This window comes from Streptomyces marokkonensis, from assembly GCF_008312835.1.
Taxonomy (GTDB): Bacteria; Actinomycetota; Actinomycetes; order Streptomycetales; family Streptomycetaceae; genus Streptomyces; species Streptomyces marokkonensis_A.
On the sequence record NZ_VSKS01000027.1, the window covers coordinates 18,923 to 41,749 of the forward strand.

Annotated in this window: 20 protein-coding genes and 1 riboswitch; of the genes, 14 read left to right on the forward strand and 6 right to left on the reverse strand. The window is 72.0% G+C overall.

The window, feature by feature from the left end:
* The first annotated feature begins 112 nt into the window (after nt 1-112).
* Both F1615_RS32030 and F1615_RS32035 read left to right on the forward strand, forming a co-directional pair.
* The gene (locus F1615_RS32030) at nt 113-901 is read left to right on the forward strand and encodes a carbon-nitrogen hydrolase family protein (RefSeq protein WP_149552542.1); all 789 of its coding nucleotides are present in this window, start codon (nt 113-115) and stop codon (nt 899-901) included.
* A gap of 38 nt (nt 902-939) precedes the next feature.
* Entirely contained in the window at nt 940-2,637 is a 1,698-nt protein-coding gene (locus F1615_RS32035; protein WP_149552543.1) for a flavin monoamine oxidase family protein, read from the forward strand.
* A 155-nt stretch (nt 2,638-2,792) separates the two neighbouring features.
* Here F1615_RS32035 and F1615_RS32040 read toward each other — a convergent pair whose 3' ends face one another.
* The gene (locus F1615_RS32040; RefSeq protein ID WP_149552544.1) at nt 2,793-3,479 is read right to left on the reverse strand and encodes a DUF5995 family protein; all 687 of its coding nucleotides are present in this window, start codon (nt 3,477-3,479) and stop codon (nt 2,793-2,795) included.
* Between the two features lie 173 nt (nt 3,480-3,652).
* On the opposite strand from F1615_RS32040, the gene F1615_RS32045 reads away from it, so the two are divergent.
* Nucleotides 3,653-4,771: a glycoside hydrolase family 6 protein gene (locus tag F1615_RS32045; protein WP_149552598.1), complete on the forward strand. Its 1,119-nt coding sequence runs from the start codon at nt 3,653-3,655 to the stop codon at nt 4,769-4,771.
* Here F1615_RS32045 and F1615_RS32050 read toward each other — a convergent pair.
* The gene (locus F1615_RS32050) at nt 4,753-6,156 is read right to left on the reverse strand and encodes a uracil-xanthine permease family protein (protein ID WP_149552545.1); all 1,404 of its coding nucleotides are present in this window, start codon (nt 6,154-6,156) and stop codon (nt 4,753-4,755) included. The two genes, F1615_RS32045 and F1615_RS32050, sit on opposite strands and share 19 nt — an antisense overlap.
* Nucleotides 6,157-6,331: 175 nt before the next feature.
* On the opposite strand from F1615_RS32050, the gene F1615_RS32055 reads away from it, so the two are divergent.
* Nucleotides 6,332-6,790: an acyl-CoA thioesterase gene (locus F1615_RS32055; RefSeq protein WP_149552546.1), complete on the forward strand. Its 459-nt coding sequence runs from the start codon at nt 6,332-6,334 to the stop codon at nt 6,788-6,790.
* On the opposite strand, the gene F1615_RS32060 is transcribed toward F1615_RS32055, so the two are convergent.
* A complete protein-coding gene (locus F1615_RS32060; protein WP_149552547.1) occupies nt 6,750-7,955 on the reverse strand; it encodes an MFS transporter in 1,206 nt (401 codons plus the stop codon). The genes F1615_RS32055 and F1615_RS32060 overlap by 41 nt on opposite strands.
* Nucleotides 7,956-8,101: 146 nt before the next feature.
* On the opposite strand from F1615_RS32060, the gene F1615_RS32065 reads away from it, so the two are divergent.
* Nucleotides 8,102-9,292, forward strand: coding sequence for an ROK family transcriptional regulator (locus F1615_RS32065; protein ID WP_149552548.1), 1,191 nt, complete (start codon nt 8,102-8,104; stop codon nt 9,290-9,292).
* Between the two features lie 361 nt (nt 9,293-9,653).
* Here F1615_RS32065 and F1615_RS32070 read toward each other — a convergent pair whose 3' ends face one another.
* A complete protein-coding gene (locus F1615_RS32070) occupies nt 9,654-10,412 on the reverse strand; it encodes an SDR family oxidoreductase (RefSeq protein WP_149552549.1) in 759 nt (252 codons plus the stop codon).
* A 213-nt stretch (nt 10,413-10,625) separates the two neighbouring features.
* Entirely contained in the window at nt 10,626-12,959 is a 2,334-nt protein-coding gene (locus tag F1615_RS32075) for a chitinase C-terminal domain-containing protein (protein WP_149552550.1), read from the reverse strand.
* 222 nt (nt 12,960-13,181) lie between these two features.
* Nucleotides 13,182-13,312: riboswitch (FMN riboswitch) on the forward strand.
* A gap of 151 nt (nt 13,313-13,463) precedes the next feature.
* On the opposite strand from F1615_RS32075, the gene F1615_RS32080 reads away from it, so the two are divergent.
* The 9 genes from F1615_RS32080 (at nt 13,464) to F1615_RS32120 (ending at nt 20,908) form a co-directional block, all read left to right on the forward strand.
* On the forward strand, nt 13,464-14,078 hold the full coding sequence (locus F1615_RS32080; protein WP_149552551.1) for a riboflavin synthase: 615 nt from the start codon (nt 13,464-13,466) through the stop codon (nt 14,076-14,078).
* Nucleotides 14,075-14,716: a nicotinamide mononucleotide transporter family protein gene (locus tag F1615_RS32085; RefSeq protein ID WP_149552552.1), complete on the forward strand. Its 642-nt coding sequence runs from the start codon at nt 14,075-14,077 to the stop codon at nt 14,714-14,716. The genes F1615_RS32080 and F1615_RS32085 overlap by 4 nt, the downstream gene beginning before the upstream one ends.
* Complete coding sequence (locus F1615_RS32090; protein ID WP_149552553.1) at nt 14,713-15,999, forward strand: bifunctional 3,4-dihydroxy-2-butanone-4-phosphate synthase/GTP cyclohydrolase II; 1,287 nt, start codon at nt 14,713-14,715, stop codon at nt 15,997-15,999. The genes F1615_RS32085 and F1615_RS32090 overlap by 4 nt, the downstream gene beginning before the upstream one ends.
* 19 nt (nt 16,000-16,018) lie before the next feature.
* On the forward strand, nt 16,019-16,504 hold the full coding sequence (gene ribH, locus F1615_RS32095; protein WP_149552554.1) for a 6,7-dimethyl-8-ribityllumazine synthase: 486 nt from the start codon (nt 16,019-16,021) through the stop codon (nt 16,502-16,504).
* A 34-nt stretch (nt 16,505-16,538) separates the two neighbouring features.
* Nucleotides 16,539-16,811: a phosphoribosyl-ATP diphosphatase gene (locus F1615_RS32100; protein WP_004990764.1), complete on the forward strand. Its 273-nt coding sequence runs from the start codon at nt 16,539-16,541 to the stop codon at nt 16,809-16,811.
* A gap of 47 nt (nt 16,812-16,858) precedes the next feature.
* Entirely contained in the window at nt 16,859-17,722 is an 864-nt protein-coding gene (gene hisG, locus F1615_RS32105) for an ATP phosphoribosyltransferase (RefSeq protein WP_149552555.1), read from the forward strand.
* An 18-nt stretch (nt 17,723-17,740) separates the two neighbouring features.
* A complete protein-coding gene (locus F1615_RS32110; RefSeq protein ID WP_149552556.1) occupies nt 17,741-18,211 on the forward strand; it encodes a PH domain-containing protein in 471 nt (156 codons plus the stop codon).
* A 295-nt stretch (nt 18,212-18,506) separates the two neighbouring features.
* Nucleotides 18,507-19,838: a hemolysin family protein gene (locus F1615_RS32115; protein ID WP_149552557.1), complete on the forward strand. Its 1,332-nt coding sequence runs from the start codon at nt 18,507-18,509 to the stop codon at nt 19,836-19,838.
* Complete coding sequence (locus F1615_RS32120; protein WP_149552558.1) at nt 19,835-20,908, forward strand: hemolysin family protein; 1,074 nt, start codon at nt 19,835-19,837, stop codon at nt 20,906-20,908. Before F1615_RS32115 ends, F1615_RS32120 begins: the two co-directional genes overlap by 4 nt.
* A 51-nt stretch (nt 20,909-20,959) precedes the next feature.
* Here F1615_RS32120 and F1615_RS32125 read toward each other — a convergent pair whose 3' ends face one another.
* Nucleotides 20,960-22,822, reverse strand: coding sequence for an AAA family ATPase (locus F1615_RS32125; protein WP_149552559.1), 1,863 nt, complete (start codon nt 22,820-22,822; stop codon nt 20,960-20,962).
* Between the last annotated feature and the right edge of the window lie 5 nt (nt 22,823-22,827).

Genomic DNA, 22,827 nt, shown 5'->3' on the forward strand with positions numbered 1-22,827 from the left:
GACGCAACAAACCGCTCACCGGCGCGCAACGGCTTCTCCTTGTCCCGCCGAGCCGCCCGACCGTACCGTCTATCTGGCCCCCGAAACCTCCGCGTACCGGTGAGGAACACGCATGCGCACCGCCCTGCTCCAGAGCTCCGGCCGGCCCGGATCCGTCGTCGAGAACCTCAAGGTCCTCGACGCGGCGGCCGGCCGCGCCGCCGCCGCGGGCGCCGGGCTGCTCGTCACCCCGGAGCTGTTCCTGACCGGGTACGCGATCGGCGACGACCTCGGCCGGCTCGCCGAGCCCGCCGACGGCGACGCGGCCGACGCGGTCGCGGAGACCGCCACCCGGCACGGCCTCGCCGTCGCCTACGGCTACCCGGAACGCGACGGCGACACGGTGTACAACTCCGTCCAGCTCGTCTCCGCCGACGGCACCCGCCTGGCGAACTACCGCAAGACCCACCTCTACGGCTGCTTCGAACGGGAGCACTTCACCCCGGGGGAGCGGACCGTCGTCCAGGCCGAACTCGACGGCCTCACCATCGGCCTGATGATCTGCTACGACGTCGAGTTCCCGGAGAACGTACGCGCCCACGCGCTCGCCGGCACCGATCTCCTCCTGGTGCCCACGGCGCAGCTGCACCCGTTCCAGTTCGTCGCCGAGTCCGTCGTGCCGGTGCGGGCGTTCGAGAACCAGATGTACATCGCCTACGTGAACCGGGTCGGCCGGGAGGGCGAGTTCGAGTTCGTGGGCCTGTCCACGCTCGCCGCCCCCGACGGAGTCGCCCGCGCCCGGGCCGGCCGCGCCGAGGAACTCGTCCTCGCCGACGCCGACCCCGTCCTCCTCGCCGCGTCCCGCGAGAACAACCCGTATCTGCTGGACCGCCGCCCCGCCCTCTACGGGTCCCTCGTCTGAACCTCCCCGTACCACCCCCCGCAAGGAGTCCGTACCCCATGACGTCCACGGTGCCCAACGCCGTCGAGCACACCGACGGGCAGCAGCCGCCGATCACCATGTTCGGCCCGGACTTCCCGTACGCGTACGACGACTTCCTCGCCCATCCCGCGGGCCTCGGGCAGATACCGGCGACCGAGCACGGCACCGAGGTCGCGGTCATCGGCGGTGGCCTGTCCGGCATCGTCGCCGCGTACGAGCTGATGAAGATGGGCCTGAAGCCGGTCGTCTACGAGGCCGACCGGATCGGCGGACGGCTGCGCACCGTGGGCTTCGACGGCTGCGACGGTTCCCTGACCGCCGAGATGGGCGCGATGCGCTTCCCGCCGTCCTCCACGGCGCTCCAGCACTACATCGACCTGGTGGGTCTCGAGACCCGTCCCTTCCCCAACCCCCTCGCCGAGGCCACGCCCTCGACCGTCGTCGACCTCAAGGGCGAGTCGCACTACGCCGAGACCCTCGACGACCTGCCCCAGGTCTACCGCGACGTGGCCGACGCCTGGGCCAAGTGTCTCGAAGAGGGCGCCGACTTCTCCGACATGAACCGCGCCCTGCGGGAGCGGGACGTCCCGCGCATCCGCGAGATCTGGGCGAGGCTGGTCGAGAAGCTCGACAACCAGACCTTCTACGGGTTCCTCTGCGACTCCGAGGCGTTCAGGTCCTTCCGGCACCGCGAGATCTTCGGCCAGGTCGGTTTCGGCACCGGCGGCTGGGACACCGACTTCCCCAACTCCATCCTGGAGATCCTGCGGGTCGTCTACACCGAGGCCGACGACCACCACCGCGGCATCGTCGGCGGCTCCCAGCAACTGCCGCTCAGGATGTGGGAGCGCGAGCCGGAGAAGATCGTCCACTGGCCGTACGGCACCTCGCTGAAGTCCCTGCACGTGAACGGCGAGCCCCGCCCGGCCGTCACCCGGCTCCACCGCACCGCGGGCAACCACATCACGGTGACGGACGCCGACGGCGACATCCGCACCTACCGGGCGGCGGTCTTCACCGCGCAGTCCTGGATGCTCCTCTCCAAGATCGCCTGTGACGACTCGCTCTTCCCGATCGACCACTGGACCGCCATCGAGCGCACCCACTACATGGAGAGCTCCAAGCTCTTCGTGCCGGTGGACCGGCCGTTCTGGCTGGACAAGGACGAGGAGACCGGGCGGGACGTCATGTCGATGACGCTCACCGACCGCATGACCCGCGGCACCTACCTGCTCGACGAGGGCCCCGACAGGCCCGCCGTCATCTGCCTGTCGTACACCTGGTGCGACGACAGCCTGAAGTGGCTGCCGCTGTCCGCCAACGAGCGGATGGAGGTCATGCTGAAGTCGCTCGGCGAGATCTACCCCAAGGTCGACATCAGGAAGCACGTCATCGGCAACCCGGTGACCGTCTCCTGGGAGAACGAGCCCTACTTCATGGGCGCGTTCAAGGCCAACCTGCCGGGCCACTACCGTTACCAGCGACGCCTGTTCACGCACTTCATGCAGGACCGGCTGCCCGAGGACAAGCGGGGCATCTTCCTCGCCGGTGACGACATCTCCTGGACGGCCGGCTGGGCCGAGGGCGCCGTCCAGACCGCGCTGAACGCGGTCTGGGGCGTCATGCACCACTTCGGCGGCGAGACCGACCCGACCAACCCGGGCCCGGGCGACGTCTACGACGAGATCGCCCCGGTCGAACTGCCCGAGGACTGAGCCCGCCCGGACCCCGGGCGGCCCGCGCCTTCTCGTACACCGCGGCGGCGACGTCCTCGAGCTCCTGGGCGTCGCGCGTGGAACCCCGCGGGCCGGTCGGGATCTCGCCCGGACCGATCGCGGCGCCCGGACGCTCGCGGACCGGAACGGCCGGATCAGTCCGGCAGCGGGGTCAGCAGCATGCGCCCGGCGAAGCCCACCGCCGTGTCCAGCCGCTCGGTGAACTCCCCTGCGACATCGGGCAGTCCGCGCAGCGCCCACAGCGCACGCGCCGCCGTCCAGGCGGCGTCCCGGGCGCGCTCCAGGCTCCACGCGCCGAGCAGATGGGTCAGCGGATCGGCGATCCGCAGCAGATCGGGGCCCGGCGCCAGTTCCTCGCGGATGCGCTCCTCCAGCGAGACGAGGAGGTCGCCCACCCGGTCGAATTCGTCCTCGAGGTCGACGGGTTCGCAGGCCAGCGTACGGCAGGTGTCCACGACGGCGAGTGCGAGATCGTGGCCGATGTGCGCGTTGATGCCCGCCAGCGCGAACTGCAACGGACGTACCCCCGGGTGGCGGCGGAACGCGAACAGCGGACGCCAGCAGGCCGGTGGCCGCCGCTCCTCGGACACCGCGTCGACCGCGGCCAGATAGCGCTCGGCGAACCTCACGTCCAGCGCGATCGCCGCCCGGGCGTCCGGGAAACGCCCGGCGTCGATGCGCCGGTCCACGGCCTCCGTCACGGCGAGGTAGACACGGTTGAAGACCGCCACCCCGTCCCGCGCGGGCAGGGCCGCGCCGAGGGCGCGCATACGGGCGACGACCCCGTCCACGGCGGTCAGGACTTGTTCGCATTGCGCCATGAGCGCAGGGTGGCACCTTTAGGGTGGTAGCCGTGGCGGCGGGCCCAACGCTTCCCCGGAACGGGGGAACGCGCCCGCCGTGGGGGAGGGGGAGCAGTACTGTGTCAGGCTCGCGTGCCCAGCGCCTGTCCGCACGAAGGGCAGAGCGCCGCCGTGCCGCCCGTCGCGGCACGATGGTCGCGGCGGCCTCCGTCGTGGTCGCGGTCGGCACCGCCACGGGGATGATCTCGGCGGTCGGCGACGGAGGCGGTGCGGACGAGGCCCGCCCCGAGGTCTCCTCGTCACCGCGCCTGGAACCGCTGCCCGCCGTGCCCTCGCCCTCCCCGTCGGTGACCGGGTCCCCCTCGCCCAAGGCCAGTCCGAAGAAGAAGGCCAGTCCCAGGCCGTCCGCCTCGCGGACCGAGAAGAAGCGGCAGACCGCCCCCGTGTCCACCCGTCTCTACCGCCACCCCGAGAGCCGGGTCCTGGACTGGGTGCGGGCCAACCCCGACGACCCGCGCCGCGCGGTCATAGAGTCCCGCATAGCCGACCAGCCGGCGGCCGTGTGGTTCGCGGACTACTCCCCGGACACGATCACCTCCCAGGTGCGGGCCGTGGCGTCCGGCGGCGCCGCGCAGGGCCGGACGCCGGTCCTCGTGCCGTACACGATCCCCGACCGGGACTGCGGCGGACACTCCCAGGGCGGCGCACCCGATCTGGGCGCCTACGACACCTGGATCGACCGCTTCGCCGCCGGCCTCGGCAGCGGTGAGGTCATCGTGATCCTGGAGCCCGACTCGATCGCCCAGTCCGAGTGCCTCTCCGCCGGACGGCGCGCCGACCGCTTCGCCTCGCTGGCCCGCGCCGGACGGGTACTCAAGGAGGCCAACCCCCGGGCCCGGGTCTACTTCGACGCCGGGCACTCCGGCTGGAACGCGCCGACGAAGCAGGCCGGCTGGCTGCGGCAGGCCGGGGCCGCCTCGGCCGCCTCGTCCGACGGCATCTTCAGCAACGTCTCCAACTTCCACGGCACGGCGGACGAGATCGCCTACGACCGTGCCGTGCTCGACGCCCTCGGCGGCCCGTCGGACCTCGGCGCGGTGATCGACACCAGCCGCAACGGCAACGGCGCCCCGGCGGACGGCGAGTGGTGCGACCCGGCCGGCCGCAAACTCGGCCGGACCCCGACGCTCAGCACCGGTGAGGCCGGGATCCACGGCTACCTGTGGGTGAAGCTCCCCGGCGAGTCCGACGGCTGCAAGGGGGCGCCGGGCACGTTCACCCCGTCGTACGCCTACGACTTGGCGCGCTGACCGTCCTCGGCGCCGTCCGTGTCGTAGGAGGAGGTGCCCTCGTCGAGCAGCGGCTCCTGCGTCTTGAGGTGGGCGGGGGCGAAGGCGCGCAGCGCGTGGTAGCCCGTGATGACCACCAGCGTGCCGAGCGCGATGCCGCTGAGCGAGAAGGTGTCGGTGAACTCCATCGAGACGTTGCCGACGCCGATGATGATGCCCGCCGCGGCGGGCACGAGGTTCAGCGGATTACGCAGATCAACCCCGGCGTTGAGCCAGATCTGGGCGCCGAGCAGACCGATCATGCCGTACAGGATCACGGTGATCCCGCCCAGCACCCCGCCCGGAATGGCCGCCACGACCGCGCCGAACTTCGGGCAGAGACCGAACAGCAGGGCGAAGCCCGCGGCCGCCCAGTACGCGGCGGTGGAGTACACGCGGGTCGCGGCCATCACGCCGATGTTCTCCGAGTAGGTGGTGTTCGGCGGGCCGCCGACCGCGGTGGACAGCATGGAGCCGACGCCGTCGGCGGAGATGGCCGTGCCGAGCTTGTCGTCGAGGTTGTCGCCGGTCATCTCGCCGACCGCCTTGACGTGCCCCGCGTTCTCGGCGATCAGCGCGATGACCACCGGCAGGGCGACCAGGATCGCCGACCACTCGAAGGAGGGCCCGTGCAGGTCCGGCAGGCCGATCCAGTCCGCCCGGCCCACGCCTGAGAGGTCGAGGCGCCAGTGGTCGGTGACCTTGCCGCTCGCGTCCGCCGAGTGGATCCGCCCGAAGACCCGGTCCAGCGCCCAGGACAGGGCGTACCCGAAGACCAGACCGAGGAAGATCGCGATGCGGGACCAGAAGCCGCGCAGGCAGACCACGGCCAGTCCGGTGAAGAGCATGACGAACAGGGCGGTCCACTGGTCCTGCGGCCAGTAGGTCGCGGCGGTCACCGGCGCCAGGTTGAAGCCGATCAGCATCACCACCGCGCCGGTCACGATCGGCGGCATCGTGGCGTGGATGATCCGCGCCCCGAACCGGCGCACCGCGAGACCCACCAGGAACAGCGCGGCCCCGACCACGAACACGGCGCCGGTGACCGTGGCGCTCGAACCGCCCTGGGCCCGGATGACCGCCGCGACGCCGACGAAGGAGAGCGAGCAGCCCAGGTAACTGGGCACCCGGCCGCGGGTGGCCAGCAGGAAGACGACGGTCGCGACGCCCGACATCATGATGGCGAGGTTGGGGTCCAGACCCATGAGCACCGGGGCGACGAACGAGGCCCCGAACATCGCCACGACGTGCTGGGCCCCGAGGCCGGCCGTGCGGGGCCAGGAGAGCCGTTCGTCGGGGCGGACCACCGCGCCGGGGGCCGGGGTGCGTCCGTCGCCGTGCAGTGTCCAGCGGACGCCGAGATCCATGGGCTGTCGCTTTCGTCGTGTGTCCAGCGTGTCCGGACCATTGTGGGGGCTGAGCAGCGGTGCTTCGTACAGCTGACCGGGCGCGGCCGGCCCGGCTGAGCGTCTGCTTAGGATGAGGGTGCGCCGCTGTTCGATGCAGACGGCACTCATCCCGTACGTCCCAGGAGTCCCACCCGTGACCGCCGAAGCCCCGCCCGCCCCCGCACTGTCGTACGGCCGGCTGATCCCCGTGACCGTCCACTTCGACGACCTCGACGCGCTGGGGCTGCTGCACAACGCCCGTTACCCGCTGCTGGTCGAGCGGGCCTGGACCGAGCTGTGGAACGCCAACGGCGTCCGCTTCGAGGGCGACTGGGCCGCGGCCGGCGACGCCTGCAACGCGGTCAGGGAACTGCGCGTCACCTACGAGGCGCCGGTGACCCGCCCGGGCACCTACGCCGTCCACCTCTGGCTGGACCGGCTGGGCACGACCGGACTCACCTACGGCTTCCGCTTCTGCTCGGAGGACGGAGCGGTGACCTACGCCCGGGGCAGCCGGGTGCTGGTGCGGTTGGACGCCGAGACGCTGCGCCCTGCGCCCTGGAGCGGGACGTTCAGGGACGCGGCTCGGGAACTGCTGCGTCCGGACGCGTGACCTTCGTGCGGTCTCCCGCGCGCAGGACGCTCGCGAAGCCGGCGATGCCGCACGACAACACCGTCACCAGGACGAAGGACACCATCAGGCTGGTCGCCTGGGCCAGCAGTCCGATCGCGCTCGGCGCGATCAGTCCCGAGGTGTAGGTGATGGTCGCCACACCCGCGATGGCCAGGCTCGGGTTGGCGCCGCTGCGGCCGGCGGCGGCGAAGCACAGCGGTACGACCACCGCGATGCCCAGACCCATCAGCGCGAACCCGCCCATCGCCGTCGCGGGGTGCTCGGCGAACACGATCAGCAATCCGCCGAGCACGGCGACGACACCGCTCGCGCGGACCGTGCGCACGGCGCCGTAGCGGTCCACCACGTGGTCCCCGGCGATCCGGGCGATCGCCATGGTGAGCGTGAAACCCGTGGTGCAGGCCGCCGCGAGACCGGCCGAGGTCTCCAGCTGGTCGCGCAGATAGACCGCGGACCAGTCCAGGCTGGCGCCCTCCGCGAACACCGCGCAGAAGCCGATCGCGCCGATGAGCAGGGCGGAGCGGGGCGGCAGCGCGAACCGCGGCGGCGGCTCCTCGTCCTCGGCGGGCTGCAGGTCGAGCACCCAGGCGCAGGCGGTCACACCCGCCACCGTCAGCACGGCGGCCGCGAGCGCGTGGTGCAGCCGGGCGTCCGAGCCGAGGTGGGCGGCGAGCGTGCCGGCCGCCGAGCCGATCAGGGCTCCGGCGCTCCACATGCCGTGCAGGCCGGACATGATCGACTTGTTGAGACGGTTCTCCACCTCGACGCCCAGCGCGTTCATCGCCACGTCGGACATGCCCGCCGTGGCGCCGTAGACGAACAGGGCCAGACAGAGGGTGAGCAGGTTCGGGGCGACCGCCGGAAGGACCAGCGCGAGCGTCCACAGCGCGATCAGCCCGCGCAGCGCGGAGCGGGCGCCGAAGCGGTGGCTGATGCTTCCGGCGAGCGGCATCGCGACGGAGGCGCCGAGCGCGGGGAAGGCGAGCGCGAGGCCCAGCTGACCGGCGCTCACCCCGGCGTGGTCCTGGATCCACGGGACACGGGTGGCGAACGAGCCGGTGACGGCGCCGTGCACGGCGAACACCGCGGCCACGGCGTACCGCGCCCGCCTCACGTCGCGCTGGTCGTACCCCACTGCACTCATCGCCCCGCCCCTCCCGGTGGTCCGTTCCCGTCTGCGCCGCCGTAAACTATCAGGAACCCTGCCTGAAAGATAAGAGCGTTTCCGGAACCCCCTCACACCGCCGGTCCTCGAGCCGACCGGTCCCGCCGATCTGGAAGGATCCCGGCATGGCCGCATCCCCGAGCACCGCCAGAGCCATCAACGACCGGCTCGCGCTGGGCCTGCTCCAGCAGGAAGGCCCGTTGACCGCGGGGCAGTTGAAGCAGCTGACCGGTCTGTCCCGGCCCACCGTCGCCGACCTCGTCGAACGACTCACCGCAGCCGGTCTCATCGCGGTGGCCGGCGAGGCGGGGGAGCAGCGCCGCGGCCCCAACGCCAAGCTGTACGGCATCGTCGCGGACCGGGCGCACCTCGCCGCGCTGGACGTCCGTACCGAGGGTGTCGCCGTGGCCGTCTCCGACCTCGTCGGCGAGGTCCTGGCGGAGGCCTCCCTGCCCATCACCGGAGACGCGGGAACGGGGCCCGCGGTGGAACAGGCCGTGGCGCTGGTCGAGCGGACGGCGAAGGAGGCGGGCGCCGACCGGCTGCACACGGTCGGGATCGGCGCACCCGGGCTGATCGACCCCGCGAGCGGCGAACTGCGGGACTCCACGGGCCTGCCCGAGTGGCACCGCCGCCTGGTCGCCGCGCTCCAGGAACGGCTGCCCGAGGCCCGGGTCAGCGTGGAGAACGAGACGAACCTCGCCGCGCTGGCCGAGCAGCGCGACGGCGCGGCCCGGGACCGGGACACCTTCGTCCTGCTCTGGCTGGGTCACGGCACCGGCGCGGCCGTGATCCTCGACGGCACCCTGCGCAGGGGCGCCTCCGGCGGCACGGGGGAGATCGGCTTCCTCCCGGTCCCGGGCACCCGGGGCCTGCCCTCGGCCACGGACTGCGAGGGCGGCTTCCACTCCCTGGTCGGGGCGGCGGCGGTCGCGGACCTGGCCGCGGAGTACGGCATCGTCGCGGAGCCCGGTGTCGAGCCGGTGGCGGCGGGTGCGGTGCGGGCGGCCGTCGCGGCGGCCGGGCCCGCCTCGCCCGGGGCACGCTTCCTCGACACCCTCGCCGACCGGATCGCGGTGGGCGTCGCGTCCGTGGTCGCGCTGCTGGACCCCGGACACGTGGTCCTGGGCGGTGAGGTGGGGCAGGCCGGCGGCGAGGCACTGGCCGCGCGGGTAGGGGGCCGCCTGGCCACGATGTCACCGCTGCCCGCCGACGTGCGGCCCAGCACCCTGGGCGGCGGGGCGGTGCTGCGCGGAGCGCTCCTGACGGCACGCGACCAGGCCCAGAACGAACTCTTCGGCGAACCCGGACACTGACCTCCACGCACCCCGCGGCGCCACCGGCGGTCACACCCGCCCCGCCGGCCCCGGGCCGCTCGCCGAACCCCGCCACCCGGGCCGACCGGCCCGGCGGGCCCCCGATGAGGCCACCGGGCGAAGGGCTTCCGCCGGCGGTCGCCGGGTCGGCGACGGCCGCGGCGGGTCCCCCCGGCGGCGGACTCGGGCCGGGGTCGGGCGGCTCGCCCGGCGCGGGCCCGGTGAGGCCGCACCGGGCGGACGCCCGCACCCGGCACCGCTACGGGCCCCGGGGCCGTGCCGGGGCCGCGTCGCGGCGCGGCGCGGCCCGGGAGCGCCGCCGGTGGTCCGGCCCGGCTCCGCGCCCTCGACCCGTCGTCCGTCACCGGTGAGTGACGCCGGCTCCGAAACGCTTCGTCAGGAACTCGTCGAACGTGCCCGTGCCGACCGCCCGGTCCGGGGCCAGGTGGCCGCCCGCACGGAAGGCGTCGTAGGCCGCCCCGCGCAGGGGGATCCTCACCACGGCGCGGCGGCGGCCCGCGGCCCTCAGATACGCGCGGGCCAGCGAGTCGAACGTACGTACCTCCGGGCCGCCCATGTCGTCGACCCTGCCCGCCGGCGCGCCCTGGGCCAGCTCGGCCAGGCGGTCCGCCACCTCCGTGACGTCGATCGGCTGGTCCTTCACCCGGGCGGGCAGCGGCATGACGGGCAGCTTGGACATGCCCTGCAGGAACCTGAGCACGAGATCGTGGAACTGGGTGGTGCGCAGCACCGTCCAGCCGATCCCGGACTCCTCGACCAGCCGCTCCACCGCCAGCTTGGACTTGTAGTAGCCGAACGGCACCCGGTCGACGCCGACGATCGAGATGTACACCAGGTGCCCCACCCCGGCCCGCCGCGCCGCCGCGATCAGGTTCCGCGAGGCCTTCTCGTCGCCGCCGCGCGGTGACGTCGCGCAGTGCACGACCGTGTCCGCCCCCGTGACGGCCTCGTCCAGCCCGCTCCCGCCCTCGCGCAGATCGACGGCGTACGGCCGCGCGTGCCGGCTGAGTACCCGCACCTCGTGGCCGTCCGCCCGCAGACGTTCGGTGACGTGCCGGCCGAGCGTTCCGGTACCGCCGGTCACCAGGATCGTGGTCATGCGCTTCAGCCCCTTCGGACACCGGCGCTCCCCTGCGGAGCGCCCCGCGTCGGCCGGGACGGACCGGACACCGCCGGATGTGACATCGGTGCCGGACCGCCCCGGACGAAGTCCAGCTTCTCCGGGCGACGCCCCCAGCGCATCCGCGCGTGGTGAGGCCCGGCGGCGGGCAAGGGCCGTCGTCACCGCCGCCGGGCCGGCTCTGTGCGGGGGTCAGCAGGCTCCCTGGTCCCGCCACACTCCCCATTCGCCGGTGGTCCCGGGCTCCTCGCCCTGCGTCCACCACTGCGCCTTCCAGACGTGCCCCTCGTGGGACACCACGCTGCCCCCGCCGTACGCGGCCGCGGCGTTCCACGCCGGGTCCGCGCAGTCGCCGGGCTCACCGGGCGGAGTCGTGGGCGGGTCCGTCGGCGTCGTTCCGGTGCCCGGCTCGACCACGGTCGTCCCGCGCGCCAGGTCCGCTGCGAGGGCGTACTTCCTGCCGCCGATCGTCACCGTCCAGTTCGAGGGCGTCGACACCGGCAGGTAGTAGTTGAACGACAGGTCGACGGTGGCCCCCGGCGCCAGCGACTGCCATGCCGGCAGCTTCAGCGACACGCGGTGGAAGTCACCCTTCAGCCCCCCCACGTTGCTGCCCGTGTGGTCGCTGCTGACGACCTTGGTGCCGAAGCCGGACTGGTCCGAGGCGTTGCCCGGGGCGGCGGTCGCGTAGTCGAACTGGAACTCCGTGCCGCCCGGCAGCGCGGTCCCGGTGCGGTTCGTGATCCGCAGCTTGGGGGTGATCGGGTAGTTGGAGTCGCCGAGCTTGAAGTCCGTGAACTCCACGTCCACGTCGACGGCCTCCGCCGGCAGGTCCGCGTTCGACTTCCTCGCGCCGTACGGCGTGGCCGACTTGAACCTGTCGTACATCAGGGAGGTGAGCGTGTCGCCCATCTCGTACTGGCCCTTGGCGGCGTTCCAGGCGTAGTCGCCGGCCAGCTCCCAGATCATCGTGCCGCCGATGCCGCGCTGCGCCACGTAGTCGGCCTTGGCGGCGACGGACTGCTCGTCCTCGGTGGAGAGGAAGACCTTCTTCTCGGCGTTCCACAACCAGGGGGCGACCAGCGTCGCGTCGTACTTGCGGGCGTAGGTCCCGGTCAGCGCGGTGTCCGCCGGGAAACCGTAGTCGGTGACGTAGTCGCCGACGATCCCCTTCTCGAGGTTCTTGGCGTGCCACATGGGGTTGGAACCCGCGGGGGACTCCTTGCCGTCGGTGTCGAGGTCGTGCCAGAGGTTGTCGATGCCGACGGCGCCGTCACCGCACTTGGTCAGGCCGGAGCCCGCCGGACAGGAGGACGCGGAGGCCCTGCCCCACAGGCCGTCGGACCCGCCCTGCACGTTCTTGTGGCCGCGGGTGTAGTACGGCAGGCCGATGTTGATCCGGCCGGCCGGCATGGAACCGCGGAAGTAGTGGTAGGCCCAGTCGGTGTTGAGGTAGCCGATGCCTCCGTACTGGGCGCTGCCGTAGACGTTCGCGGCGGCCAGCTCGGCGTCCTTGCCGTCGTCGAACAGGGAGGCGTTCGGGCCGACGTACTCGTTCCAGGCGCCGTGCAGGTCGTACGACATGATGTTGACGTAGTCCAGGTACTTCTGGACCTGGAAGGTCTCCATGCCGCGCAGCAGGTAGCCGGACGAGGGTGCCGCCACCGTCAGCAGGTAGTGCCTGCCGTCGGCCGCGCCCGCGCGGTCCAGCTTCTCGCGCAGCGTCTTCATCAGCGCCGCGTACCCCTTGACCAGCCCGGCCCGGCGGGCGTTGGCGAGGGACCAGTCGAGCGGGTTGCCCGCGTCCTTCATCGTCGTCGGGTACTCGTAGTCGATGTCGACGCCGTTGAACCCGTACGACCGGATGAAGTCGACCGCCGAGTCGGCGAAGGTCTCGATGCCGGCCTGGTTGACCGAGCCGTCGGCGTTGGTGGCCATCGAGTAGAAGCCGCCGGAGTTCACGCGGTTTCCGCCCTCGTCGAAGTAGCCGCCGGTCTCGGCCCAACCGCCCACCGAGATCAGCGTCTTGACGTCCGGGTGCTGCTTCTTGAACTTGGTGAGCAGGTTGAAGTGGCCCTTGTAGGGCAGAGCCGGGTCCATCTCCGCGCCGGCCACGCCCGGCCACGTCATCCCCGTCGCCGGGTTGGTGGCGCCGTCGGCGCCGACGGAGATCCTGTTGCCCTTGTCGATGTGCGCGAACGCGTAGTTGATGTGGGTGACCTTGTCCCACGGGATGTCGGACGCGAGGTAGGCGGGCTTCCCGTCCTTGCCGGTGCGCCAGCCGGTGAAGTAGCCGATGACCCGGCGCTGGTGGTCGGCACCCATCTTCTCCCGCCCGGCCGAGTCGTAGACCGAGCAGTACGGGACGTCGACACCTGGTGTGCTGTACAGGCCGTCGGGACGGCAGGACTCCTGGTTGGCGGCGTGCGACACGGTGGCGGGCAGAGCCGCGAGCAGCAGGCCCGCGACCGCGGCGGCGGAGGCGAGCAACGCGGGTCTCGCCCCGGGGCGTGAGGGGGACGGCACAGTGGGTTCCTCTCCACGGAAGTTGGCTCGGACCCTAAGAGGACTAGACCAAAGCGTCAATAGGTATGGACCAATCTCGGGGTGGCCAAGAAGGTGCGGGGCGGAGCGAGTTGCTCCTCGCGCGACACCCGGCGGCGCCCGCGTCACCCCCTGTGAGCCACTCCACACGCCTCGCTCGCGTGCATGGTGGCCGGTCGTGGCACACTGGCCCTGTACCAGTAGCAGCGCACTCCGGGGTCGGTGAAAGTCCGAACCGGCGGTTACAGTCCGCGACCCGGTCGCCTCCAGCGACCGGTTGACCAGGTGAAATTCCTGGACCGACGGTTAAAGTCCGGATGGGAGGCAGTGCGCGGCGGGCGGGCATCCATGCGCGCCGCCGTACCGGTTCGCCGTCCGGGCGAGCCATGTCCGGCGTCGGCGTCGCTCCCGGTGTCCCCGCTCGTACTTTCTGTCGTCGTCGGCAGCCCCGGAGTCCGTGCCCGAAGAGGCAGGAGGACCCGGGAAGTGTTCACCGGAATCGTCGAAGAGCTGGGCGAGATCACCGCCGTCGAAACCCTCGGCGACTCCTGTCGCTTCCGGCTGCGCGGCCCCGTCGTCACCCAGGCCGCCCGGCACGGGGACTCCATCGCCGTCAACGGCGTCTGCCTCACGGTCGTCGAACACGAGGGCGACGAGTTCACCGCCGACGTGATGGCGGAGACCCTGAACCGCTCCAGCCTCGGCGTCCTCGCCGTCGGCTCCCGCGTCAACCTCGAACGGCCCATGGCCGTGGGCGGGCGCCTGGGCGGCCACATCGTGCAGGGCCACGTCGACGGCACCGGCGAGGTCCTCGAGCGCAAGCCGTCGGAGAACTGGGAGCTCGTCAGGATCTCGCTCCCCGCGGACCTCTCCCGCTACGTCGTGGAGAAGGGCTCCATCACCGTCGACGGCATCAGCCTCACCGTCGTCGACGCCGGGCCCGACCACTTCACCGTCAGCCTCATCCCCACCACCCTCGCCCTGACCACGCTCGGCATCAAGCAGCCCGGCGACCCGGTCAACCTCGAGGTGGACGTCATCTCCAAGTACGTCGAGCGGATGCTCGGCGACCGCGCCACCGGTGAGGGGGCGGCCCGGTGAACTGGCTCAACTCCGAGGCGTTCGTCCTCTTCGACCAGCACATCAAATGGTCGGACATGATCGGCAACGTGGTCGGTCTGATCGCCCTCGCGCTCGGCTGGCGCCGCTCCATCTGGACCTGGCCCGCCCAGTTCGTCTCCGGGCTCATCCTCTTCGCCGCGTTCGCCACCGCCCACCTCTCGGGCAGCGCGGGCAAGCAGGTCGTCGTCATGCTGGTCGCCTCCTGGGGCTTCTGGCAGTGGAACCGCGGCCGGCGGCAGGCGCAGGACGGGTCCATCGCCGTGCGGTTCGCGACGAACCTGGAGCGTCTCCTCCTGGCGGGCGCCGCAGCCGTCGGTACCCTCGCCGTCGGCGGACTGTTCACCCTCTATCCGTCCCTGTCCTGGGACCCCTGGCCGGACGCCTACATCTTCGTGGGCACGATCGTCGCCATGTACGCCCAGGCCCGCGGCATGGTCGAGTTCTGGTTCGCCTGGCTGCTCGTCGACCTCGTCGGCGTCCCCCTGAACTTCGCCAACGGCTTCGCCTTCTCCGGCTTCGTCTACGTCATCTACGGCGCACTGGTCCTCTGGGGCCTGCGCGACTGGTGGCTGCGCTCCCGCGACGCGCGGCCCGCCCTGGAAGGAGCGCCGGCATGAGTGCGGCACCGATCCTGTACAGCACCGAGGACTTCGATCTCGGGCTCGACCCGGTCGAGCGGGCCGTCGCCGACATCGCGGCCGGCCGCCCCGTCGTGGTCGTCGACGACGAGGACCGCGAGAACGAGGGGGACCTCGTCATCGCCGCCGAGATGGCGACCGAGGAGATCGTCGCCTTCATGATGAGCGAGTGCCGCGGTCTGATCTGCGCCCCCATGGAGGGCGACGAACTGGACCGCCTGCGGCTGCCGCAGATGGTGGACGACAACACCGAGTCGATGAGGACCGCCTTCACCATCTCCGTCGACGCCTCCGCCGCCCACGGAGTGAGCACCGGTATCTCCGCGGCCGACCGCGCCACCACGCTCCGGCTGCTGGCGGCCGGCACCGCCGGACCCTCCGACTTCGTCCGCCCCGGCCACATCTTCCCGCTGCGCGCACGCTCCGGCGGTGTGCTCGTGCGCAACGGGCACACCGAGGCCGCCGTCGACCTCGCCCGCCTCGCCGGACTGCGGCCGGCCGGTGCCATCGTCGAGATCGCCGGTGAGGACGGCCGCATGCTGCGGCTGCCCGAGCTCGTCCCGTTCGCCCGCAAGCACGGTCTGACGATCATCTCCATCGAGGACCTGATCGCCTACCGCCGCTCCGCCGAACCCACCGTCCGCCGTGAGGCCGAGGTCCGGCTGCCCACCTCCCACGGCGTCTTCACGGCGTACGGCTACCGCTCCACCGTCGACGGCGTCGAGCACGTCGCCCTCGTCCACGGCGACATCGGCGACGGGGAGGACGTCCTGGTCCGCGTCCACTCCGAATGCCTCACCGGCGACGTCTTCGGCTCCCAGCGCTGCGACTGCGGCCCCCAGCTCGACGCCTCCCTGGACCGCATCCAGGCCGAGGGCCGGGGCGTGGCCGTCTACCTGCGCGGACACGAGGGACGCGGCATCGGCCTGATGTCCAAGCTGCGCGCCTACGAGCTCCAAGAGCACGGCCGGGACACCCTCGACGCCAACCTCGAACTCGGGCTGCCCGCCGACGCCCGCGACTACGGGGCCGGCGCGCAGATCCTCGCCGACCTCGGGGTCCGCAGCGTCCGCCTGATGACCAACAACCCCGACAAGTCCGACGCGCTCGTGCGTCACGGCATCGAGGTCACCCGGCGCGAGCCGATGCCCGTCACCGCGAGCGAGCACAACCTCCGCTACCTGCGCACCAAGCGGGACCGGATGGGCCACGACCTGCCCTGGCTGGACACGCCGACCGTGCCCGTCTGCGGCAACCAGTAAGAGAACACCGAGGAGAGACGTGAGCGGCAAGGGTGCACCGGAACTGTCCGTACGCAATGTCGGGGACCTGCGGGTCGCCGTCATCGCGGCGCAGTGGCACGAGAAGGTGATGGACGGACTGGTGGACGGCGCCCTGCGCGCCCTGCACGACCTCGGCATCGACGAGCCGACCCTGCTCCGGGTCCCCGGCAGCTGGGAACTCCCGGTCGTCGCCAAGGTCCTGGCCGGCCGGGGCTACGACGCGGTCGTCGCCCTCGGCGTCGTCATCCGGGGCGGCACGCCCCACTTCGACTATGTGTGCCAGGGCGTCACCCAGGGCCTCACCCAGGTCTCGGTCGACACCGGCGTGCCCGTCGGCTTCGGCGTGCTCACCTGTGACAACGAGGAGCAGGCACTGGACCGGGCCGGTCTGCCCGGTTCCAGCGAGGACAAGGGCCACGAGGCGGTCACCGCGGCCGTGGCGACCGCGGCCTGCCTGCGCTCGGTATCCGAACCCTGGCGCTGAGCAGGCCCCGTCACCGCGTAGGGTAAGGACCACCATGTCCAAGAAGACGTTCGAGGAGCTCTTCACCGAGCTCCAGCACAAGGCCGCCCACGGAGACCCCGCCACCTCCCGCACCGCCGAGCTGGTCGACAAGGGCGTCCATGCCATCGGCAAGAAGGTCGTCGAGGAGGCCGCCGAGGTCTGGATGGCCGCCGAGTACGAGGGCAAGGAAGCGGCCGCCGAGGAGATCTCGCAGCTGCTGTACCACGTCCAGGTGATGATGGTCGCCCGCGGCATCTCCCTCGACGACGTCTACGCCCACCTGTAGATCCGACGTTCGCGACACCACCCCTTCACACAAAGGAAGCCGACCTCATGCTGCGCATCGCCGTCCCCAACAAGGGTTCCCTGTCAGGCCCCGCGGGGGAGATGCTGCATGAGGCCGGCTACCAGCAGCGCCGCGAGTCCAAGGAGCTGCGGATCGTCGACCCGACGAACGAGGTGGAGTTCTTCTACCTCCGCCCGCGCGACATCGCGATCTACGTCTCCTCCGGCAAGCTCGACATCGGCATCACCGGCCGTGACCTGCTCGTCGACTCCGGTGCCGACGCCGAGGAGATCCTGCCGCTCGGCTTCGCCCGCTCCACCTTCCGCTTCGCCACCAAGCCCGGCACGGCGAACGGCGTCGCCGACCTCAACGGCATGACGGTCGCCACCTCCTACGAGGGGATCGTCGCGAAGCACCTCGCCGACCACGCCATCGACGCCTCGGTCGTCCACCTCGACGGCGCCGTCGAGACCGCGATCGAGCTGGGCGTCGCCGAGGTCATCGCCGACGTCGTCGAGACCGGCACCTCGCTGCGCAACGCGGGCCTGGAGGTCATCGGCGAGCCGATCATGAAGTCCGAGGCGGTCGTCATCCGCCGCACGGGTGCCTCCCCCGGAGCCGACGAGACCGTCGAGACCAAGGTGCAGCAGTTCCTGCGCCGCCTCCAGGGCGTCCTGGTCGCCCGGACGTACGTGATGATGGACTACGACTGCCGGGTCGAGCAGCTGGAGAAGGCCGTGGCGCTCACCCCGGGCCTGGAGTCCCCGACCGTGTCCCCGCTGCACAACGAGGGCTGGGTCGCCGTCCGCGCGATGGTCCCGTCCAAGGACGCGCAGCGGATCATGGACGACCTGTACGACATCGGCGCCCGCGCCATCCTCACCACGGCCATCCACGCCTGCCGTCTCTGACCGGCCCGGAGCACCACCATGTCCGATTCCACGCCGGGCACGCTGCCCGCACTGCCCGTCACGTTCCGCCCGGCCCGCACCCGGGCGGTGCTGCTCACGGCCGGCGTCGCGCTGTTCGTGGTCATCACCCTCATCGCGCTGCTGCTGGACCATCTCAACCCGGGGGAGCGGATCAGCTTCGTGTTCACCGCCGCGCTGCTGGCCGGCGTACTGTTCCTGCTGGCCCGGCCGAAGGTCGTCGCCGACGAGGCGGGCGTCACCGTCGTCAACATCGTGAGCCGGCGTCGCCTGGAGTGGGCGGAGATCCTTCAGGTGAACCTCCGCCCGGGTGATCCCTGGGTCTTCCTCAACCTCAGCGACGGCACCAGCCTGCCCGCTCTCGGCATCCAGCCGGGCATCGCCCGGCAGCGCGCCGTCGCCGACGCGCGTGCCCTGCGGGCGCTCGCCGAGGACCGCTCCACGCCCGGTCACGGGACGCCCCGGGACTGAGACGCGGGCCGCCTCCAGGGGCGCGCGCTCCGGGCCCGGGCGCGGGTCCGCTCCGGCAAGCGCCGGGGACGTTCACCTGCCGCAGTCGCCCATGTCTTGATTAATCTGGTGGGCGGAGGCGCCGCGACGGCGTCTCCGCCCCTGCCGCCCCGCCCGGTGCCCAGGGGCCCCGGCTACCCGAGGAGTGACCCTCTCCGGCGATGGACGGATCGTCCTGCAGTACCTGCGCCGCCCCCTGCCGACATACCGCGGACCCGTATCCCCGGGTGCGCGCGCATGCGGAGGAGACGGCATCATGACCACCCCCCTGCTGCTGCTCGCAGCCGCGTTCCTGCTGATCCTGGCCAACGGGTTCTTCGTGGCCGCGGAGTTCGGCCTGGTGACCGTCGAACGCCCGGACGCCGAACAGGCGGCCGCGGCCGGCGACCGGCGCGCCCGCCGCGTCGTCGAGTCCCTCCGGGAACTGTCCTTCCAGCTCTCCGGCACCCAGCTCGGCATCACCATCACCTCCCTGGTCGTCGGCATGCTGGCCCAGCCGGCGCTCGCCGGACTGCTGCACGGCCCCTTCACCGGCATCGGCGTCCCCGGGGGCGCGGTCCCCGGTGTCTCCGTCGTCGTCGGCATGCTGCTGGCCTCGGCCGTGCAGATGGTGATCGGCGAACTCGTGCCCAAGAACTGGGCGGTGTCCCGTCCGATGCAGGTCGCGCGCTTCGTCGCGGGGCCGCAGCACGCCTTCGCCCGTCTGTTCCGCCCGGTCATCGCCGGGCTGAACGCCGTGGCCAACCGTCTGGTGCGGGCCCTGGGCCTCGAGCCCGCCGAGGAACTGGCGTCCGCCCGCACCCCCGGTGAACTCGTGTCCCTGGCCCGGCACTCCGCCCGGGCCGGCGCCCTCGAACAGGACACGGCGGACCTCTTCGTGCGCACCCTGTCCCTGGGCGACCTGACCGCGCAGCACGTCATGACGCCGCGCGTGAAGGTCAGCGCCCTGCAGGCGTCGGCGACCGCCGAGGACGTGGTGAACCTGACCCGGGCCACCGGTCTGTCCCGTTTCCCCGTGTACCGGGAGCGCATCGACGAGATCGTCGGCATGGTCCATCTCAAGGACGCCCTCGCGGTGTCCGTGCCCGACCGGCTGCGCACCCCCGTCGGCCGCATCGCCCGCCCGGCGCTGCTCGTCCCCGAGACCCTGCCCGTACGGCCGCTGCTCACGCGGCTGCGCAGCGAGCAGCCCATCGCGGTCGTCGTCGACGAGTACGGCGGAACGGCCGGCGTCGTCACGCTGGAGGACATCGTCGAGGAGATCGTCGGCGAGGTACGCGACGAGCACGACGGACAGGACGTGCCCGAACTCGCCGTCGCCCCGCCGGAGGACGGCAACCCGGCCTGGGACGTCGACGGCGGCGTCCGCGTCGACATCCTGCTGCGCATAGGGCTGGAGGTGCCCGAGGGCCCGTACGAGACGGTGGCCGGCCTGGTCGCCGACCTGCTCGGCCGTATCCCGGCCGTCGGCGACCGCGCGGAACTGCCCGGCTGGCGGCTGTCGGTGCGCCGGGTCGGCCACTACCGCGCCGAACGCGTCCGCCTGGTCAGGACGGCCCCGCTGCCGCTCGTGGAGGTGGCCGGATGAGCGTCCTGCAACTCCTCTTCGCCGCGCTGCTCGTGCTCGCCAACGGCTTCTTCGTCGGCGCCGAGTTCGCACTGGTCTCGGTCCGCCGCAGCCAGATCGAACCGCTCGGCACCGCCCGCGCCCGTCAGGTGCTGTACGGCCTGGAGCACCTGCCGCAGATGATGGCGGCCGCCCAGTTCGGCATCACCGTCTGCTCGCTGACCCTGGGCGCGGTCGCCGAACCGACGGTGGCCCATCTGCTGGAACCGGTCTTCGCGTGGATGCACCTGCCGCACGGCATGATCCACCCGCTCGGCTACGTCGTGGCGCTCGCCGTCGTGGTCTTCTTCCACCTCGTCATCGGCGAGATGGTCCCGAAGAACCTGGCCATGGCGGCCCCGGAGAGGGCCGCGCTGTGGCTGAGCCCCGGGCTGGTCTGGTTCGCCCGTCTGTGCAAGCCGGTCACCGTCGCGCTCGGGGCCTGCGCCCGGGCCGTCCTGCGCCTCTTCCGCGTCGAGCCGAAGGACGAGGTCGAGGCCGTCTTCACCAGCGAGCAGCTCAACCGGCTGGTGGAGGACGCCGGGCAGGCGGGCCTCCTCGACCCCGAGGAGGCCGAGCGCCTCGAGGACGCCCTGGAGCTGGGCTCCCGCCCGGTGACGGACGTCCTGCTGGGCCGCGAGTCGCTGGTCACGGTCACGCCCGCGGTCACCCCGGCACAGATCGTGGAGCTCACCGCCCGCACCGGCTACTCCCGGTTCCCGGTGGCCGCGGACGGCGGTGCCTTCATGGGCTACCTCCACGTCAAGGACGTACTGGACCTGGAGGACCTCGACCGCGCCGTCCCCCAGCGGCTCTGGCGGCGCATGACGACCCTGCGGCCCGACCTCCCCCTGGACGACGCCCTCACGGTGATGCGCCGCGCCGCGACCCACCTGGCCCAGGTCTGCGACCCCTCCGGCAAGGCCCTGGGCCTGGTGGCCCTGGAGGACGTCCTGGAACTGCTGGTGGGAGAGGTACGCGACCCGGCCCACAGGGAGGTCACCCTGACGGAACAGCGCACGAGCGGCACCCCCGAGGAGGTCCCCGCATAGCCGCGGGCCGTCGTGCCTCCCACCCGCCGTCAGCTCCACCCACCGGGGTCCTCATGACCCCGGTGGGTCCGACGGTCCCCGCCCCGACAGCACCTCCCCGTACGCCTGCATGAGGTCCGGCAGCCGCAGCGTGGCCAGGTCCTCACGGGTCAACGCCCCCGGATAGACCGACAACCGCAGATCCCGGTACGCACAGCTCTTCTCGTACAGCGTCCGCAGGAACCGCCCGTTCCCCAGCTCGTCGATCCACCCCTGGTCCACCACGTGCCCGGCGATCGACCGCAGCTCGTCCAGCGCCTCCTCGTCCCACACATCCCCGTTCTCCCCGGCCAGCACCTCACCGATCGAGGTGAGCTCCAGCGGCCGGTACGAGGGGAAGTCCACGCGTGTGGTGAAGCGTGACGACAGCCCGGGGTTGGCGGCGAGCAGCCGGTCCATGCCCTCCGGATACCCGGCGAGGATCACCACCAGATGATCGCGGTTGTCCTCCGCCCGCTTCAGCAGCACCTGAAGCGCCTCGTCCCCGTACGCGTCACCCTTGCCGTAGCCGGAGTTCGACAGGGAGTACGCCTCGTCCACGAACAGCACCCCGCCGAGGGCGGAGTCGATCAGCTCGTTGGCCTTCACCGCGGTCTGCCCAAGGTACTCGCCCACCAGATCGGCCCGCTGGGCCTCCACCAGGTGGTCACCGCCGAGCAGTCCGAGGGCGTAGAAGACGCGGCCCAGGATGCGGGCCACGGTGGTCTTTCCCGTCCCGGACGGCCCGGAGAACACGAAGTGCCGTTTCGGCGGCTGCACCGGCAACCCCTGCCCGGCCCGCAGCCGCGCCATGTTCAGTTGCGCCGACAACGCCTTGACCTGGCGCTTCACCGGCTCCAGTCCCACCATGCGCTCCAGTTCCGCGAGCGCCTCCTCCAGTAACGCGGGATCGGTCGGCCCTGTCGGCAGCGGCGACCCGGGACTGCCCCCGCGCTCGCGCACCCCCGGTCCGGCGACCGGCGGCAGCGGAGCCGGCGGCGGCTCGGGGTCGGACAGCCTGAGGTCGCGGCCCTCGGTGCCGAAGAGCGGATCGAGTGTGTCGGGACCGTCCATCATGTCCTGCCCGACACCCGCGAGGGTGATCGCGGCGAGGTCGGCGGCATCGTCGTAGCCGTCGCCCTCGGCGATCGCGGCGAGCCGGGCGGAGGTGTCCATGAAGGCCGGATCGACCCGGTGCACGGCCCGGTACAGGGGAAGCGCCGCGGCGCTGCGACCGGTTCCCTCATGGGCGCGCGCCAGCCAGTAGCGCAGCTCCTTGCGCTGCGGCTGCTCGCTGCGGCACCGCATCAGCGCCGCCGACAGCAGTGGTTCGGCCTGCCCGTACATCTCCAGCCGTACCCGCGCCATGCCGCCGAACAGGCCCGCCTCGATGCCGAGCATGGGGTCCTCGACCAGTGAGTCGGTGTGCCGGACCAGCTGCTCCCAGTCCTTGACCAGGTAGGCGCGGCAGGCGTGCAGAAAGCGGACCTGCGGATCGGTGTCCACCGGGGGCAGCCCGGCGAGCGCCCGGTCCAGCTCGGGGACGTGGCGGCCGTCCAGCCAGTGGGAGGCGTGCGCCAGCAGCAGATCGCGGGGGCTCTCCAGCACCGGTTGCACCCACCAGCCCAGCCAGTACCAGGAGTTGAGGGTGCGCCGGTGCCTGCTGCGCTGTTCGCCGAAGCGCTCCCGGTGCCGGAACATCCGCAGCAGCGCGGTCGTCGTGTCGACGCGCAGCGCGTGCAGCCCGAGCCAGCCGTCGGCCATCCCGGGATCGATCCGGACCGCGGCCCGGAACTCCTCCTCGGCCTGCGGGTAGGCGCCCATGGTGTAGGCGTCCACGCCTCGTAGCCAGGCCAGGTCGGCCGGGGCCTGCGTGCCCTGCGTGCCGAAGTCCATCACGT

What these genes read in the sequence shown, in the direction of transcription:
- F1615_RS32045 (WP_149552598.1), top strand. Translation starts at nt 3,653, where the DNA reads ATGGTCGCGGCGGCCTCCGTCGTGGTCGCGGTCGGCACCGCCACGGGG.
- F1615_RS32125 (WP_149552559.1), bottom strand. Translation starts at nt 22,822, where the DNA reads ATGGACTTCGGCACGCAGGGCACGCAGGCCCCGGCCGACCTGGCCTGG.
- F1615_RS32050 (WP_149552545.1), bottom strand. Translation starts at nt 6,156, where the DNA reads ATGGATCTCGGCGTCCGCTGGACACTGCACGGCGACGGACGCACCCCG.
- F1615_RS32090 (WP_149552553.1), top strand. Translation starts at nt 14,713, where the DNA reads ATGAGTGCGGCACCGATCCTGTACAGCACCGAGGACTTCGATCTCGGG.
- hisG (WP_149552555.1), top strand. Translation starts at nt 16,859, where the DNA reads ATGCTGCGCATCGCCGTCCCCAACAAGGGTTCCCTGTCAGGCCCCGCG.
- F1615_RS32040 (WP_149552544.1), bottom strand. Translation starts at nt 3,479, where the DNA reads ATGGCGCAATGCGAACAAGTCCTGACCGCCGTGGACGGGGTCGTCGCC.
- F1615_RS32110 (WP_149552556.1), top strand. Translation starts at nt 17,741, where the DNA reads ATGTCCGATTCCACGCCGGGCACGCTGCCCGCACTGCCCGTCACGTTC.
- F1615_RS32030 (WP_149552542.1), top strand. Translation starts at nt 113, where the DNA reads ATGCGCACCGCCCTGCTCCAGAGCTCCGGCCGGCCCGGATCCGTCGTC.
- F1615_RS32035 (WP_149552543.1), top strand. Translation starts at nt 940, where the DNA reads ATGACGTCCACGGTGCCCAACGCCGTCGAGCACACCGACGGGCAGCAG.
- F1615_RS32060 (WP_149552547.1), bottom strand. Translation starts at nt 7,955, where the DNA reads ATGAGTGCAGTGGGGTACGACCAGCGCGACGTGAGGCGGGCGCGGTAC.
- F1615_RS32100 (WP_004990764.1), top strand. Translation starts at nt 16,539, where the DNA reads ATGTCCAAGAAGACGTTCGAGGAGCTCTTCACCGAGCTCCAGCACAAG.
- F1615_RS32065 (WP_149552548.1), top strand. Translation starts at nt 8,102, where the DNA reads ATGGCCGCATCCCCGAGCACCGCCAGAGCCATCAACGACCGGCTCGCG.
- F1615_RS32070 (WP_149552549.1), bottom strand. Translation starts at nt 10,412, where the DNA reads ATGACCACGATCCTGGTGACCGGCGGTACCGGAACGCTCGGCCGGCAC.
- F1615_RS32120 (WP_149552558.1), top strand. Translation starts at nt 19,835, where the DNA reads ATGAGCGTCCTGCAACTCCTCTTCGCCGCGCTGCTCGTGCTCGCCAAC.
- F1615_RS32115 (WP_149552557.1), top strand. Translation starts at nt 18,507, where the DNA reads ATGACCACCCCCCTGCTGCTGCTCGCAGCCGCGTTCCTGCTGATCCTG.